The following is a 13,240-nucleotide window of genomic DNA, read 5'->3' on the forward strand; positions in this document are numbered from 1 at the left end:
TACGGGCGATCGCAACATCCAGTGCAAACCCGCTCTAGGCCCGAGCGTTCGGGCAGGCTAGTCTTGGCAGTTCTGATTGAGGATCCTTGATGACCGCCGCTATTTCTTTGCGTACTCCCCAGCAGGCGCTCGCCGCCTTGCTCGATCGTTATGCGCCCAAGCGGCTGCTGCTGATCGGTGCCAGTGACTTTCCGGCACTGCAGGCGTTCAAGCTGGCGCACCCCGACACCATCGTTGCCCAGGTCGCACCTGGCCCACTGCCGCCGGACCTGGCTGCGCAGCGCTTCGACCTGGCCCTGGCCCTCGACTGCCTGGAGCATTTGCCCAAGCGCGACGGCCTGAACCTGCTCGGCGGGATCCGCAACCTCAACGCCAGTCGCATCGTGGTCCTCGCCGACCTGGGTGCCTGCGGCTGGCAGGACACCGACTTCTTCTCCCTGGCCCTGCAAGCCAGCGAACGTTTCCAGCGCGACGAACAAGTATTGACCCTGTTCACCTATGATCTGCTTGACTACAAACAAGTACCTGACTGGCTCAACTCACGGTTCTGGGCCAATCCAGAGAATTTCGGAAAATACTGGTGGTAACACAATGAGTACATCCATCTGCCCTTGCGGCAGCAGCACGCCACTCGATGCCTGTTGCGGGCATTACCATGCCGGGCACCCCGCGCCATGCGCCGAAGCCTTGATGCGCTCGCGCTACAGCGCCTACGTGCTAGGCCTGATCGACTACCTGGTGGCAACCACCCTACCTGCCCAGCAATCAGGCCTGGACCGCCAGTCGATCAGCGCCTGGAGCGCCCAGAGCACCTGGCTAGGCCTGGAAGTGGAAAGCTCGGAAGTATTCGGCGGCCAACCTGAACACGCCTTCGTCACCTTTACTGCGCGCTGGCATGACAGCGACGGCGAACACAGTCACCGTGAACGTTCTTCTTTCGTACAGAACGCCGGGCACTGGTACTTCATTGACCCGACCGTACCGCTCAAGGCCGGACGCAATGACGCCTGCCCGTGTGCCAGCGGGCAGAAGTTCAAGAAGTGCTGTGCCGGGTACTTCGCCTAGGGGACTGAACCTGTACAGCGGGTAAAGGGAGCCAGACCATGCTCAACCAGCGCCGCGCCCTGCACTGCATCAGCCTGCTTTTGCTGCTGAGTCTCAGTGGTTGCGTGTCCTGGTTCAGCGACGATGAGCTTGAGCCTCAGGTCCACCTGCTCAAGGTCGAGGTGGTCCGGGCCCGGCTGCTTGACCAGAAGTTCATGCTGTACTTTCGCGTCGACAATCCCAATGACTCCAGCCTGACGATCCGTGGCCTGGAATACCGCATTCACTTGAGCCAGTTTCTGCTGACCGAGGGCGAGAGTGATCAGTGGTTCAGCGTCGACCCCAAGAGCAGTGGGTATTTCCAAGTGCCGATCCGCACGAACCTGTGGCAGCACCTGCGAGAAGTGGTCAAGTTGCTGAAAAAACCCGAGCAGCCCATCCCTTACCGCCTGGAGGGAACCCTGCAAACCGGATTATTGTTCGGCAAAGACGTGCACCTTTCACGTTATGGCGAGATAATTCCCGGCGATTTTATTCCGGAGTAACCCTGATGACCCAGCAACCCCACGTCCATGGCCCTGACTGCAACCACGATCATGACCATCACGAACACCATGATCACGACCATGGCCACGTGCACGGCCCAAACTGCGGCCACGCTCACCAGGAACCGGTGCGTAACGCCTTGAAAGATGTTGGCCGCAACGACCCTTGCCCATGCGGCAACGGCAAGAAATTCAAGAAGTGCCACGGCGCCTGATGCGCTAGCCCCAAGGCGTGTGGGAGCAAGCCGGACGGCGCTCCCACAATTACCCGATGCGGCTCGCCATCAGGATGTCGCGGGCAGTCACCACCGTTGCGTACTCGCCCTGCAAATTACCCAGCGACATGGCATGCACCTGCTGCGCGCAATGCCACTGGCCAAAATAGTCCTGCTTGTCGAAGGTGTAGCAGGCGTCCTCCACCACCCAGGTTTCATACCCCAGGTTGCCGGCAGTTCGTGCAGTGGCCTCCACCGAGTTATTCGTCGCCACGCCAACGATAATCAACTGGCTGACTCCCCCTCGCTGTAAATCCTCTGCCAGCCCGGTTGCGCAGAACGCATCTGGCACCTGCTTCTGGATCACCGGTTCACCCGCCAAGGGCATGAACCGCTGCTGAAATTCCACGCCCGACTGTTGCGGCCAGAACACCGATTCCGGCGAGCGGGACAGGTGCTGCACGTGGATCACTGGCCACGACCTGGCGCGCCACTGCTCGAGCAACTCGGCAATGCGTTCCTCGGCCTGAGGGTTGTTGCGCGGTCCGAGCCGGGGCTGATGGATTCCTTTTTGCTGATCGATCAGGATCAAGGTGGCATTTATCTGCAGTTGCATGGCGCTATTTCCCTCTGCCAATTACCCAATACCCCCCTTCAATACCGTCATTTACGGCAGCCAAACAGGCCTATGGTCGAAAAATCCGTGATTTATCCGACAAACCCTCAAATAAGCTCGGCCCCTGCTTGCGCGGCCCTCGGTCGCTCACTAACGTAGCGCCTTTCTTGGTACGGAGCTTTGCCATGGCCTCGCCAGCCTTTACATCTTTTCTTCCCCGGTTCGGCGTTGCCGCAGCAGTCACCAGTGTGCTCAGTCTTGGCGGATGCCAGACCTGGAATGCCCAGGACACGCTACCGCCGACCTCCGGTGTGCAACCGCTCAAAGGGCTGGCGCAAAACGTCTCCGTGCGACGCAATGCCATGGGTATGCCGCTGATCGAAAGCAGCACCTTCCACGATGCCTTGTTCACCCTCGGCTATGTGCACGCCACTGATCGCATTTACCAGATGGTCAGCATGCGGTTGCTGGCCCAGGGCCGCCTGGCGCAAATGTCGGGCCCACAGATGCTCGACGCCGACCGTTACATGCGCGCCGTGAACCTGAAGAAAAGCGCCGACGAACTCTATAAAGCCTCCTCGCCTCGCCTCAAGCGCTTCTTTGAAGTCTATGCGCGCGGGGTCAACGCTTACCTGTTCCGCTATCGCGACAAGCTGCCAGCAGACCTGGCTGCCACCGGTTACCAACCGGAGTACTGGAAACCGGAAGACTCGGCGCTGATTTTCTGCCTGCTGAACTTCAGCCAGTCAGCCAACCTGCCGCAGGAAATTTCCGCGCTGGTCATGGCGCAAACCGTCACCCAGGACAAGCTGGCATGGCTGTCGCCGTCCTATCCGGACGAAAAACTGCCGTTGGCGGAAACCGACAAACTCCAGGGCATCAAGCTCAACGGTACGATCCCAGGCCTTGCCGAGGTGGCTAACGCTGGCGAGCAACTGGGCACGTTGAACATGCTCGGCGGCACGGCATCGAACAACTGGGCGATCGCCCCACAACGCAGCCGCAGCGGTAAAAGCCTGCTGGCCAGCGACAGCCAATTGCCGCTCGGGGTGCCGTCGCTGTGGAGCTTCGTGCAGATTCGTGCCCCGAAATACCAGGCAGCCGGCGTTTCCATCGCCGGCTTGCCAATGGTCCTGGCCGGTTTCAACGGCCAAGTGGCTTGGAGCATGACGGCGGTGCTGGGCGACAACCAGGACCTGTTCCTGGAAAAACTCAAGCGCCAGGGCAACGGCCTGAGCTACGAAGTTGCGGGTAAATGGCAGCCAGTGATGGTGCGCAACGAAACCTACTTCATCAAAGGCCAGCGACCGATTCGCGAAGCCGTGTACGAAACCCGCCACGGCGCCTTGCTCAACAGCGCCCAAGGCACTGCGCTGGGTAACGGGTTCGGCTTGGCCTTGCAGCAACCCAATTTGACCGACGACAAGAGCCTGGACGCGTTCTTCGACCTGACCCGCGCGCAGAATGTGGAAAAAGCCTCGGACGCCAGCCGCGAAATCCGCGCGATTGCCCTGAACATGGTGTTTGCCGACGCTCGCAACATCGGCTGGCAGGTTACCGGCCGCTTCCCCAACCGTCGCGAAGGCGAAGGCTTGCTGCCATCCCCCGGCTGGGAAGGCCGCTACGACTGGGACGGCTACGCCGACCCGATGCTCCATCCGTATGATCAGGACCCGGTGCAAGGCTGGCTCGGCACCGCCAACCAGCGGGTGATTCCTCACGGTTACGGCATGCAGCTGTCCAATTCATGGGCCGCACCCGAGCGCGGCGAGCGCATCGCCGAACTGGCAGGGAGCGGTAAGCACGACAATCGCAGCATGATCGCCATGCAATACGACCAGACCAGCCTGTTTGCCAGCAAACTGAAAAAAATGTTCGAGTCGCCCGGCATGTCGGCACCGCTCAAAACAGCCATCGCCGCCCTGCCCGCCGCCGAGGCTGGCAAGGCACGCGAGGCCTACAGCCGCCTGATGGCCTTTGACGGCAAGCTCAGTGCGACCTCGACTGACGCGGCGATCTACGAGTTGTTCCTGCAGGCCAGCATGCAGCAGATCTTCCTCGACGAATTGGGGCCGCAGAACAGCCCGGCCTGGAAAGCTTTTGTTGCCAGCGGCAAGTTGTCCTACTCGGCCCAGGCTGACCATTTGCTCGGCCGCGAAGACAGCCCGTTCTGGGATGACGCCCGCACCCCGCAAAAGGAAGACAAGCCGGCGATCCTTGCCCGTAGCCTGGCCGCCGCCATTTCTGCTGGCGAAAGCCAGATGGGCGGTGACCGCAAAGCCTGGCAATGGGGAAAACTGCACCACTACGAATGGAAGGACGTGCGCGGCCAGACTGTGCGCGCGCCTATGTCCGCCGGTGGCGATCACACCACCCTGAACATGTCCGCCTACACCTGGGGCCAGGACTTCAACGTCACGCTGGCACCGGCGATGCGCTTTATCGTCGACTTCGCTCAGGCAGAACCGCTGCAGGCGCAGAACGGCAGTGGTCAGTCCGGTAATCCGGCCAGTCCCAGCTACCTGAACGGTATCGAACCGTGGCTCAAGGGCCAATACCAGAGCCTGCCGATGCAGCCGCAGAACTTCGACAAGGTCTATGGCAAGACGCGCCTGACCCTGGTGCCCGGAAAGTAAACTCGCGGGGACCGGTGCCTGGGGCACACCGGCTCAGTCAGCCCAGGCTCCATGCTGGTGCAGTCAATCCTTCGCGCCCATTTTTGGGCGCGAATCTGCCCAGGACTTTTGTTGAATCATCTTTTAAAACGCTTGTTCGGGACTCTGGTTCGGAAATTGCTACTTTCATAAGGTCTTACGCTTTCCAGTAACAATAATTCTGCGCCACAAGCGCTCATATTGGTTCTTAGGGATTGAATAATGAAAAAAGCATTGCTGACCCTTTCTGCACTGGCGTTGTGCATGGCCGCGGGTTCCGCGCTGGCCAAAGAATACAAAGAGTTGCGATTTGGTGTTGACCCCTCCTACGCGCCGTTCGAATCCAAAGCAGCGGACGGCAGCCTGGTTGGCTTCGATATCGATCTGGGCAATGCGATCTGCGCCGAGCTGAAGGTCAAATGCAAATGGGTCGAAAGCGATTTCGACGGCATGATCCCTGGCCTCAAGGCCAATAAATTTGACGGTGTAATCTCTTCGATGACCGTTACCGAGGCCCGCGAGAAGGTTATCGACTTCTCCAGCGAGCTGTTCTCCGGCCCCACTTCCTTCGTGTTCAAAAAAGGTTCTGGGCTGACCGCCGATACCGCATCGCTCAAGGACAAGGCTGTCGGCTACGAGCAAGGCACCATCCAGGAAGCGTATGCCAAGGCCGTGCTGGACAAGGCCGGGGTCAAGACCAAGGCTTACGCCAACCAGGACCAGGTCTACGCCGACCTGATTTCCGGGCGTCTCGACGCGTCGATCCAGGACATGCTGCAAGCCGAACTGGGCTTCTTGAAGTCGCCACAAGGCGCCGACTATGAAGTCAGCAAACCCGTTGACAGCCCACTGTTGCCAGCCAAGACCGCTGTCGGTATCTCGAAAGGTAACAAAGAGCTGAAGGCCCTTCTCGATAAAGGTATCAAAGCGTTACACGATGATGGCACCTACGCCACCATTCAAAAGAAACACTTTGGTGATCTGAATCTGTACAGCGGCAAATAATGCCCGGCGCCCATCCTCGTGATGGGCGCCTTTTTTTCGCTATCAGGTTGCTGACTTCATGTTTGAACAACTCCTACAAAACCTGGGGCTCTCAGCCTTCAGCTTGAAAGGCTTCGGCCCCCTGCTGATGCAAGGCACCTGGATGACCATCCAATTATCGGTACTGTCGCTGCTGGTGGCCGTGTTACTCGGCCTCCTGGGCGCCAGCGCCAAACTCTCAGCTTCCAGACTGCTGCGCATACCCGCGCAGTGCTACACCACGTTGATTCGTGGGGTGCCGGACCTGGTGCTGATGCTGCTGATTTTCTACAGCCTGCAAACCTGGCTGACGTCCCTGACCGATCTGTTGGAATGGGAATACATCGAGATCAACCCGTTCAGCGCCGGGGTCATCACCCTGGGCTTTATCTACGGTGCCTATTTCACCGAAACCTTCCGTGGCGCGATCCTCGCCGTGCCCCGCGGCCAGGTTGAAGCCGCCACCGCTTACGGCCTCAAGCGCGGCCAGCGTTTTCGCTACGTGGTCTTCCCGCAGATGATGCGCTTCGCCTTGCCGGGTATCGGTAACAACTGGATGGTGATGCTCAAGGCGACTGCACTGGTGTCGATCATCGGCCTGGCCGACCTGGTCAAGGCCGCCCAGGATGCCGGTAAAAGTACCTACCAGCTGTTTTACTTCCTGGTGCTGGCGGCGCTGATCTACCTGCTGATCACCAGCGCGTCGAACGTTGTCCTGCGCTGGCTGGAACGGCGTTATGCCGCCGGTGCCCGGGAGGCCGTACGATGATCGAACTTCTGCAAGAGTACTGGCGCCCGTTCCTGTACAGCGACGGCTACCACATCACCGGCCTGGCGATGACGATGTGGCTGCTCAGCGCCTCGATCTGCATCGGTTTCCTGGTGTCGATCCCGCTGTCGATTGCCCGGGTTTCACCGCATTTCTACATCCGCTGGCCGGTGCAGTTCTACACCTACCTGTTCCGTGGCACGCCGCTGTATATCCAGTTGCTGATCTGCTACACGGGGATCTACAGCCTCGCCGCGATCCGCGCGCAACCGGTGCTCGATGCGTTCTTTCGCGACGCGATGAACTGCACGATCCTGGCCTTCGCCCTGAACACCTGCGCCTACACCACGGAGATTTTCGCCGGGGCGATTCGCAGCATGAACCACGGCGAAGTCGAGGCTGCCAAGGCCTATGGTCTGACGGGCTGGAAGCTGTATGCCTACGTAATCATGCCTTCGGCCCTGCGCCGTTCGTTGCCCTACTACAGCAACGAAGTGATCCTGATGCTGCACTCCACCACTGTGGCCTTCACCGCGACCATCCCGGACATCCTGAAAGTCGCGCGGGACGCCAACTCGGCGACCTTCCTGACGTTCCAGTCGTTCGGCATCGCCGCGTTGATCTACCTGGCCGTAACCTTTGCCCTGGTCGGTCTGTTCCGGGTTGCCGAACGCCGCTGGCTGGCATTTCTCGGTCCAACTCACTAGCTCTCACGTTGCAGGACACTCACGCACATGCGCCACCAGATTCATGACTTGCTTGCCCCGCTGCCGGGCACCGCACGCCAGATCCACAGTTTCCACTTTGGCCCGACACAGGCCCAGGGCAAGGTCTACATCCAGTCCTCACTGCATGCCGACGAACTGCCGGGCATGCTGGTGGCCTGGCACCTCAAGCAACGCCTGGCCCAACTCGAAGCCGAGGGCCGCCTGCTCAGCGAGATCGTGCTGGTACCGGTGGCCAACCCGATTGGCCTCGAACAGGTGTTGATGGACGTGCCCCTGGGTCGCTACGAACTGGAAAGCGGGCAGAATTTCAACCGTTGGTTTGTCGACCTCGGCGAAACGATCGGTCACGAAATCGAAGGCCAGCTCAACCAGGATCCGCAGCACAACCTGGCACTGGTGCGCCGGACTTTGCGTCAGGCATTGCTGCGCCAGAGTGCCGCCACGCAACTGCAGTCCCAGCGCCTGGTGCTGCAGACCCTGGCCTGCGATGCCGACATGGTGCTGGACCTGCACTGTGACTTCGAAGCCGTCACCCACCTGTACACCACGCCCCAGGCCTGGCCCCAGGTCGAACCGCTGGCGCGCTACATCGGCGCCGAGGCCAGCCTGCTGGCCACTGACTCCGGCGGCCAGTCATTCGATGAGTGCTTCACCCTGGTGTGGTGGCAGTTGCAAGAGCGCTTCGGCGAACACTTCCCGATACCCTCTGGCAGCTTCTCGGTGACCCTGGAATTGCGTGGCCAGGGCGACGTCAACCACCCACTGGCCAGCCTCGATTGCCAGGCCTTGATCGACTACCTGACGCACTTTGGCGCCATCGACGGCCGAATCCAACCCCTGCCGGACCTGCCCTACCCGGCCACGCCACTGGCGGCGGTGGAGCCGGTCGCGACTCCGGTCGGTGGCTTGCTGGTGTACTGCGTGCTACCGGGAGAGTACCTGCAGGCCGGGCAATTGATCGCCGAAATCATCGATCCGATCAGCGACCGGGTCACGCCGGTCCATTGCACCAACGAGGGCCTGCTGTATGCCCGCTCGACCCGCCGCATGGCCACCGCTGGCATGGTGATCGCCCACGTGGCGGGCCTTGAGGCCTATCGAACCGGCTACCTACTTTCGCCTTGAGGATGTTCACTCCATGTACAAATTGACCATCGAAGGCCTGCACAAAAGCTACGGCAGCCATGAAGTCCTCAAGGGTGTGTCGCTCAAGGCCAGGACGGGCGACGTGATCAGCTTGATCGGCGCCAGCGGCTCGGGCAAGAGTACCTTTTTGCGCTGCATCAACTTTCTCGAAACCCCCAACGACGGCGCCATGAGCCTCGATGGCCAGGCAATCCGCATGATCAAGGACCACCACGGCATGCGGGTCGCCGACGAAGCCGAGCTGCAACGCATCCGTACCCGCCTGGCCATGGTTTTCCAGCACTTCAACCTGTGGAGCCACATGACTGTGCTGGAAAACATCAGCATGGCTCCGCGCCGGGTGCTGGGGGTGAGTAAAAAAGACGCTGAGGACCGCGCGCGCCGCTACCTCGACAAGGTCGGCCTGGCTGCCCGTGTGGCGGACCAGTACCCGGCATTCCTCTCCGGCGGCCAGCAGCAGCGGGTGGCCATTGCCCGTGCACTGGCGATGGAGCCGGAAGTCATGCTGTTCGATGAACCGACCTCCGCCCTGGACCCGGAGTTGGTGGGTGAAGTGCTCAGGGTGATCCAGGGGCTGGCCGAAGAAGGCCGGACCATGATCATGGTCACCCATGAAATGAGCTTTGCGCGCAAGGTGTCCAACCAGGTGTTGTTCCTGCACCAGGGCCTGGTGGAAGAACAAGGCACGCCCGAGGATGTACTGGGCAATCCCCGAAGTGAACGGCTCAAGCAGTTCCTCAGTGGCAACCTGAAGTAGCGGTCAGTGGGAGCGCTGGCTCCCACTGCGCTCCTTTGCCCCGGCTTAAGCCTGGTACTCCAGCCTGAAGCTGCCATTTTCGATGCGGATGCCATCGGCATCCGTGCCGCTGAAGGTACCGGCAAACTGCCCATCCCCGTCAACCGTCAACGTCAGGCTGCCCAAGGGGTACAACTCCGCTTCGCCGCCGCCCGTCACATGGATGATCGAGGGTAACCCGACCTGGAGCTGGTACGTGCCAGTCTGGATATCGTCTGGCAGATACAGGTAGAAGCCTTCCCCCGCAGCGTTGACCGCCTCGAGGCTATGCACGCCTTGACGCAGGTAGTACCGCAGGCCCTCGGTCATCCGAAACGCCTGCAGGCCGTTGGCGGTATGGATGTCAGCGCTGAAATGACCCGATCGAACTGAACTCATTGGAAATTCCTTTTTCACGACTATGGCTAACCGCTCGCCTCAAGCGTTGTTCAAGCCACGCAGGGGAGCACCGCCGCGATAAAAACACGGCAGACCTGACCATAGGTTTCAAAGGTGAACACAGTTGTTTCGAGGCATGAACGTCCAGTGAACAGCGGTCAACCCTCACCACAGTTCACTGGTGATGCACCAAGAGCCGGACCAATCAGGCCACTGGTGCGGGAGGTGGCTCGTCCGGCAGGGTCGGTTCGCCGGGCTCGGTGGGTTGTTCGTTGGGGGTGTCCGGGTCGGGCTGACCGGGGATGCCGCCAGCCTGGGCGACGGACGGATGGGCTAACAACGACCAGGCCAGTACACCCACCTGATTGGGCTCAAGCCTTGCCAGTTCGGCACTTACGCGTGGATCGATCTTCATTGGGCACTCCTGGGCGATGGCCCGATCCGCCTTGCGCGGATCCGGGCAGTACACTCCATAGAGTCTACGCTCGCCGAGGAATTCCCACGTTCTGTCCGGACGACTGACTCAGGTGCGCGGCAGGGTCACGCCACGTTGGCCCTGATACTTGCCACCACGGTCTTTGTAGGATACTTCGCACTCTTCGTCGGATTCGAAGAACAACATCTGCGCCACGCCTTCGTTGGCGTAGATCTTCGCCGGCAGCGTGGTGGTGTTGGAGAATTCCAGGGTCACGTGGCCTTCCCACTCCGGTTCCAGCGGCGTGACGTTGACGATGATGCCGCAGCGCGCGTAGGTGCTCTTGCCCAGGCAGATGGTCAGGACATTGCGCGGAATGCGGAAGAACTCAACGGTACGGGCCAGGGCGAAGGAGTTCGGCGGGATGATGCAGACATCGCTCTTGACGTCGACGAAGCTCTTCTCATCAAAGTTTTTCGGATCGACGGTGGCCGAGTTGATGTTGGTGAACACCTTGAACTCATCGGCGCAGCGCACATCGTAGCCATAGCTCGACACCCCGAAGGAAATCAGTCGTTCGGCGCCTTCGCCACGCATCTGGCGCTCGACGAAGGGCTCGATCATGCCGTGCTCTTGCGCCATGCGGCGAATCCACTTGTCCGATTTGATGCTCATGGCGGGTGTCCTGAATAGCGAGGTGGAAAAATTCTGTCCGGCATCTTACCGGGGCGCGCCGCCGGGTTCAAAGTCCGGTACGCATTAATCGCCGATCGCCTTTAATATCGGATACCGCGCGTCGATCACGCGCACCGTCAGTCACGAAAACAGATAAACCTTCGCAAAGACCATTGGCACGTTCCGGAAAAAGGGTTAAGGTGGCGCCACTGTGCTGCTTGTGTCACTGAGAATCTCTACACGATATGTTGAATTTCGATCCAACCATCTACAAGAATTTTTCCTGCTCTTTGCACTCAGTCTCGGCCAGGGTTCTTCCTGAGTCGCAGTTATCTTTGTTCAAGGAGTTACACCATGTCTAATCGCCAAACCGGTACCGTTAAGTGGTTCAACGATGAAAAAGGCTTCGGCTTCATCACTCCACAATCCGGTGACGACCTGTTCGTTCACTTCAAAGCTATCCAATCCGACGGCTTCAAAAGCCTGAAAGAAGGCCAACAGGTTTCTTTCATCGCTACCCGCGGTCAGAAAGGCATGCAAGCTGAAGAAGTTCAAGTTATCTAACTTGTACTGATTTAGTAAAAAAGCCCCGCCCTCAAAAGCGGGGCTTTTTTGTGCCCGTAGATTTTGTGCCTGCTTGTGGCGCCCACTTGCGGCGCCCAGCCAGGTGACCGGCGCTACCAGGTCACCCCAAAGCCTGCGGTGTAACGGGTCTTGCTGAAGTCAGCATCATCGGAACCGCTGATGATATCGCGCTCGGCCTTGAGGTTGAGCGATGCCCAGTCCGTGACCTTGTAACGCAAGCCCAGCTCGGCATCGAGGGCAAAGTCGGCGACGCCCGACAGCGGCTTGCCGACTTCACCATTGGTGAAGAACTCCACCGACTTGCCGATCAGGTAACGGTTGTAATCCCACTTCATCGCCAGCGAATAGAAGTTGTCTTTGCCGCCATCCGAATATTCGTAGTCGGTGCGGTTCAGCAGTGAGCCGAGGGAGAACGCACCCAGTTCGTCATCCCAGAACTGGTAGCCAGGACCGGTACCGACCGTGCGCTGGCGGGAGAGGTCCTCGACCTTGTCGCGCTTGTAGGTCAAACGCCCCTGCCAGAACCATTGATCGGTAATGAAGCGGTCAAGGGAGTACTCGGCCCGCCAGTTGTCGGTAGTCACTACCTCATCCTGGAACTCGCGGTTGTATTCACCTTCTGCGGTATGACGCCATTTGCCATGTCGGGCGGAAGTCTTGAAATCCACGTCATAGTCGTCGGTGTCATTTTCCGCCCGCTGATAATCCAGGGCGACATCGACATTGCCCTTCCACACCAGATCCTCGACCACCGGCTTAGGCTTGAGAATCTGCTGGATACTCGCCAACTCGACGGTCTTGGGGGTTTCGCCATTGGCCAAGGTGACCTTGCCCTCATCGGCCGCCTGCAGGGACTTGGCTTTTTCACCAGTGTAGGCATCCTGTTTGACCAGCAACTCCTGGTCACTTTCCAGGGTCTTGACCTGCTTCCAGTCGATCGGGATGGCTCCGGCGTATTCGGTCTGGATCAGCAGTTTGCCGCCGTCAAAGAGCTTGATCTTGCCACTCAGGCGATCGCCATTCTTTAACCAGACGGTGTCGCCGAGTGCAGGAGCGCAGGCACTGATAGCGGCGAGGCAGAGCAGAATTCTGGACGGCATAAATAAGGACAAGCCTCAGGTTCGCGAAAAAAAGGCGGCATTATCCCTATAGAGAAAGCCTGAGCAAGGACTGACCGGGGTATTTGTGATGAGTTCATTTATCATTGCGTGATCGGCGCTTTACTCTACCAGCGGTGCAGCGCCTGCCCGTCAAGGAACCCAACACGTGAGCGACTGCGAGAACCAACCTCAGGACCCGGCACAAATCCGCCGAACGGCACTCTACCTCACCCTGGCCCAAGTGCCCGAAGGCAAGGTAGTGAGTTACGGCCAACTCGCCGAACTGGCTGGCCTGGGTCGGGCTGCGCGCTGGGTCGGGCGCACCCTGAGCCAATTGCCCGACGACAGTAAACTGCCCTGGCACCGCGTGCTCGGCGCAGGCGGACGTATCAGCCTGGCCGTTGGCACCCCCTCGGGCGACGAACAACGCGCGCGCTTGCGAGCCGAGGGCATCAGTATCCAGAACAATCGTGTTGATATTCAGCGCCATGGCTGGCGTCCGGTAGAGCACAGCGGTTAGAGTGCGCGCTTTGTTTCCGCAATTTTGAGGC

Annotated in this window: 17 protein-coding genes; 12 read left to right on the forward strand and 5 right to left on the reverse strand. The window is 59.8% G+C overall.

Going from position 1 to position 13,240, the window contains the following annotated elements:
* The first annotated feature begins 89 nt into the window (after positions 1–89).
* The 4 genes from ACM6IP_RS19830 to ACM6IP_RS19845 are packed head-to-tail and all read left to right on the forward strand — an operon-like array spanning position 90 to position 1,804.
* Positions 90–587, forward strand: a complete 498-nt coding sequence (locus ACM6IP_RS19830; RefSeq protein ID WP_095166945.1) for a DUF6231 family protein — start codon at positions 90–92, stop codon at positions 585–587.
* Between the two features lie 4 nt (positions 588–591).
* Positions 592–1,065, forward strand: a complete 474-nt coding sequence (locus ACM6IP_RS19835) for a YchJ family protein (protein ID WP_414862143.1) — start codon at positions 592–594, stop codon at positions 1,063–1,065.
* 38 nt (positions 1,066–1,103) lie between these two features.
* Positions 1,104–1,589, forward strand: coding sequence for an LEA type 2 family protein (locus tag ACM6IP_RS19840; protein WP_414862144.1), 486 nt, complete (start codon positions 1,104–1,106; stop codon positions 1,587–1,589).
* Between the two features lie 5 nt (positions 1,590–1,594).
* The gene (locus ACM6IP_RS19845) at positions 1,595–1,804 is read left to right on the forward strand and encodes an SEC-C metal-binding domain-containing protein (RefSeq protein WP_064676164.1); all 210 of its coding nucleotides are present in this window, start codon (positions 1,595–1,597) and stop codon (positions 1,802–1,804) included.
* Positions 1,805–1,853: 49 nt separating this feature from the next.
* On the opposite strand, the gene ACM6IP_RS19850 is transcribed toward ACM6IP_RS19845, so the two are convergent.
* Positions 1,854–2,420 (reverse strand): cysteine hydrolase family protein, encoded by a 567-nt coding sequence (locus ACM6IP_RS19850; protein WP_095166939.1) that lies wholly within the window; start codon positions 2,418–2,420, stop codon positions 1,854–1,856.
* Between the two features lie 185 nt (positions 2,421–2,605).
* Between ACM6IP_RS19850 and ACM6IP_RS19855 the strand changes: the two genes are divergently transcribed.
* From ACM6IP_RS19855 to ACM6IP_RS19880, 6 genes are all read left to right on the forward strand, one after another.
* Positions 2,606–5,056 (forward strand): penicillin acylase family protein, encoded by a 2,451-nt coding sequence (locus ACM6IP_RS19855; RefSeq protein WP_095166937.1) that lies wholly within the window; start codon positions 2,606–2,608, stop codon positions 5,054–5,056.
* Between the two features lie 240 nt (positions 5,057–5,296).
* Positions 5,297–6,079: a transporter substrate-binding domain-containing protein gene (locus tag ACM6IP_RS19860; protein ID WP_095166935.1), complete on the forward strand. Its 783-nt coding sequence runs from the start codon at positions 5,297–5,299 to the stop codon at positions 6,077–6,079.
* A 58-nt stretch (positions 6,080–6,137) separates the two neighbouring features.
* Positions 6,138–6,866 (forward strand): ABC transporter permease, encoded by a 729-nt coding sequence (locus tag ACM6IP_RS19865; RefSeq protein WP_095166933.1) that lies wholly within the window; start codon positions 6,138–6,140, stop codon positions 6,864–6,866.
* Entirely contained in the window at positions 6,863–7,573 is a 711-nt protein-coding gene (locus ACM6IP_RS19870; protein WP_095166931.1) for an ABC transporter permease, read from the forward strand. Before ACM6IP_RS19865 ends, ACM6IP_RS19870 begins: the two co-directional genes overlap by 4 nt.
* Before the next feature lie 27 nt (positions 7,574–7,600).
* Positions 7,601–8,719: a succinylglutamate desuccinylase/aspartoacylase family protein gene (locus tag ACM6IP_RS19875; protein WP_095166929.1), complete on the forward strand. Its 1,119-nt coding sequence runs from the start codon at positions 7,601–7,603 to the stop codon at positions 8,717–8,719.
* 13 nt (positions 8,720–8,732) lie between these two features.
* Positions 8,733–9,497: an ABC transporter ATP-binding protein gene (locus ACM6IP_RS19880; protein WP_095166927.1), complete on the forward strand. Its 765-nt coding sequence runs from the start codon at positions 8,733–8,735 to the stop codon at positions 9,495–9,497.
* Between the two features lie 45 nt (positions 9,498–9,542).
* Here ACM6IP_RS19880 and ACM6IP_RS19885 read toward each other — a convergent pair whose 3' ends face one another.
* The 3 genes from ACM6IP_RS19885 to dcd form a co-directional block, all read right to left on the reverse strand.
* Complete coding sequence (locus ACM6IP_RS19885; RefSeq protein ID WP_414862145.1) at positions 9,543–9,914, reverse strand: hypothetical protein; 372 nt, start codon at positions 9,912–9,914, stop codon at positions 9,543–9,545.
* A 205-nt stretch (positions 9,915–10,119) separates the two neighbouring features.
* Positions 10,120–10,329: a hypothetical protein gene (locus ACM6IP_RS19890; RefSeq protein ID WP_095166923.1), complete on the reverse strand. Its 210-nt coding sequence runs from the start codon at positions 10,327–10,329 to the stop codon at positions 10,120–10,122.
* A 108-nt stretch (positions 10,330–10,437) separates the two neighbouring features.
* Positions 10,438–11,004 (reverse strand): dCTP deaminase, encoded by a 567-nt coding sequence (dcd, locus tag ACM6IP_RS19895; RefSeq protein ID WP_003219273.1) that lies wholly within the window; start codon positions 11,002–11,004, stop codon positions 10,438–10,440.
* A gap of 354 nt (positions 11,005–11,358) precedes the next feature.
* Between dcd and ACM6IP_RS19900 the strand changes: the two genes are divergently transcribed.
* Positions 11,359–11,568, forward strand: a complete 210-nt coding sequence (locus ACM6IP_RS19900; RefSeq protein WP_002554837.1) for a cold-shock protein — start codon at positions 11,359–11,361, stop codon at positions 11,566–11,568.
* 113 nt (positions 11,569–11,681) lie between these two features.
* On the opposite strand, the gene ACM6IP_RS19905 is transcribed toward ACM6IP_RS19900, so the two are convergent.
* Positions 11,682–12,689 carry a DUF481 domain-containing protein gene (locus tag ACM6IP_RS19905; protein WP_095166921.1) on the reverse strand — a complete coding sequence of 336 codons (1,008 nt, stop codon included), beginning with the start codon at positions 12,687–12,689 and terminating at the stop codon, positions 11,682–11,684.
* Between the two features lie 166 nt (positions 12,690–12,855).
* On the opposite strand from ACM6IP_RS19905, the gene ACM6IP_RS19910 reads away from it, so the two are divergent.
* The gene (locus tag ACM6IP_RS19910; RefSeq protein ID WP_414862146.1) at positions 12,856–13,209 is read left to right on the forward strand and encodes an MGMT family protein; all 354 of its coding nucleotides are present in this window, start codon (positions 12,856–12,858) and stop codon (positions 13,207–13,209) included.
* Positions 13,210–13,240: the final 31 nt, after the last annotated feature.

Origin of the sequence: Pseudomonas sp. IT-P176 (genome assembly GCF_949767245.1) — a bacterium.
In the GTDB taxonomy this organism is placed as follows: domain Bacteria; phylum Pseudomonadota; class Gammaproteobacteria; order Pseudomonadales; family Pseudomonadaceae; genus Aquipseudomonas.

Bases quoted from the DNA above. Each gene is read 5' to 3' on its own strand.
- ACM6IP_RS19830 (WP_095166945.1), top strand. From the start codon at position 90: ATGACCGCCGCTATTTCTTTGCGTACTCCCCAGCAGGCGCTCGCCGCC.
- ACM6IP_RS19835 (WP_414862143.1), top strand. From the start codon at position 592: ATGAGTACATCCATCTGCCCTTGCGGCAGCAGCACGCCACTCGATGCC.
- ACM6IP_RS19840 (WP_414862144.1), top strand. From the start codon at position 1,104: ATGCTCAACCAGCGCCGCGCCCTGCACTGCATCAGCCTGCTTTTGCTG.
- ACM6IP_RS19845 (WP_064676164.1), top strand. From the start codon at position 1,595: ATGACCCAGCAACCCCACGTCCATGGCCCTGACTGCAACCACGATCAT.
- ACM6IP_RS19850 (WP_095166939.1), bottom strand. From the start codon at position 2,420: ATGCAACTGCAGATAAATGCCACCTTGATCCTGATCGATCAGCAAAAA.
- ACM6IP_RS19855 (WP_095166937.1), top strand. From the start codon at position 2,606: ATGGCCTCGCCAGCCTTTACATCTTTTCTTCCCCGGTTCGGCGTTGCC.
- ACM6IP_RS19860 (WP_095166935.1), top strand. From the start codon at position 5,297: ATGAAAAAAGCATTGCTGACCCTTTCTGCACTGGCGTTGTGCATGGCC.
- ACM6IP_RS19865 (WP_095166933.1), top strand. From the start codon at position 6,138: ATGTTTGAACAACTCCTACAAAACCTGGGGCTCTCAGCCTTCAGCTTG.
- ACM6IP_RS19870 (WP_095166931.1), top strand. From the start codon at position 6,863: ATGATCGAACTTCTGCAAGAGTACTGGCGCCCGTTCCTGTACAGCGAC.
- ACM6IP_RS19875 (WP_095166929.1), top strand. From the start codon at position 7,601: ATGCGCCACCAGATTCATGACTTGCTTGCCCCGCTGCCGGGCACCGCA.
- ACM6IP_RS19880 (WP_095166927.1), top strand. From the start codon at position 8,733: ATGTACAAATTGACCATCGAAGGCCTGCACAAAAGCTACGGCAGCCAT.
- ACM6IP_RS19885 (WP_414862145.1), bottom strand. From the start codon at position 9,914: ATGAGTTCAGTTCGATCGGGTCATTTCAGCGCTGACATCCATACCGCC.
- ACM6IP_RS19890 (WP_095166923.1), bottom strand. From the start codon at position 10,329: ATGAAGATCGATCCACGCGTAAGTGCCGAACTGGCAAGGCTTGAGCCC.
- dcd (WP_003219273.1), bottom strand. From the start codon at position 11,004: ATGAGCATCAAATCGGACAAGTGGATTCGCCGCATGGCGCAAGAGCAC.
- ACM6IP_RS19900 (WP_002554837.1), top strand. From the start codon at position 11,359: ATGTCTAATCGCCAAACCGGTACCGTTAAGTGGTTCAACGATGAAAAA.
- ACM6IP_RS19905 (WP_095166921.1), bottom strand. From the start codon at position 12,689: ATGCCGTCCAGAATTCTGCTCTGCCTCGCCGCTATCAGTGCCTGCGCT.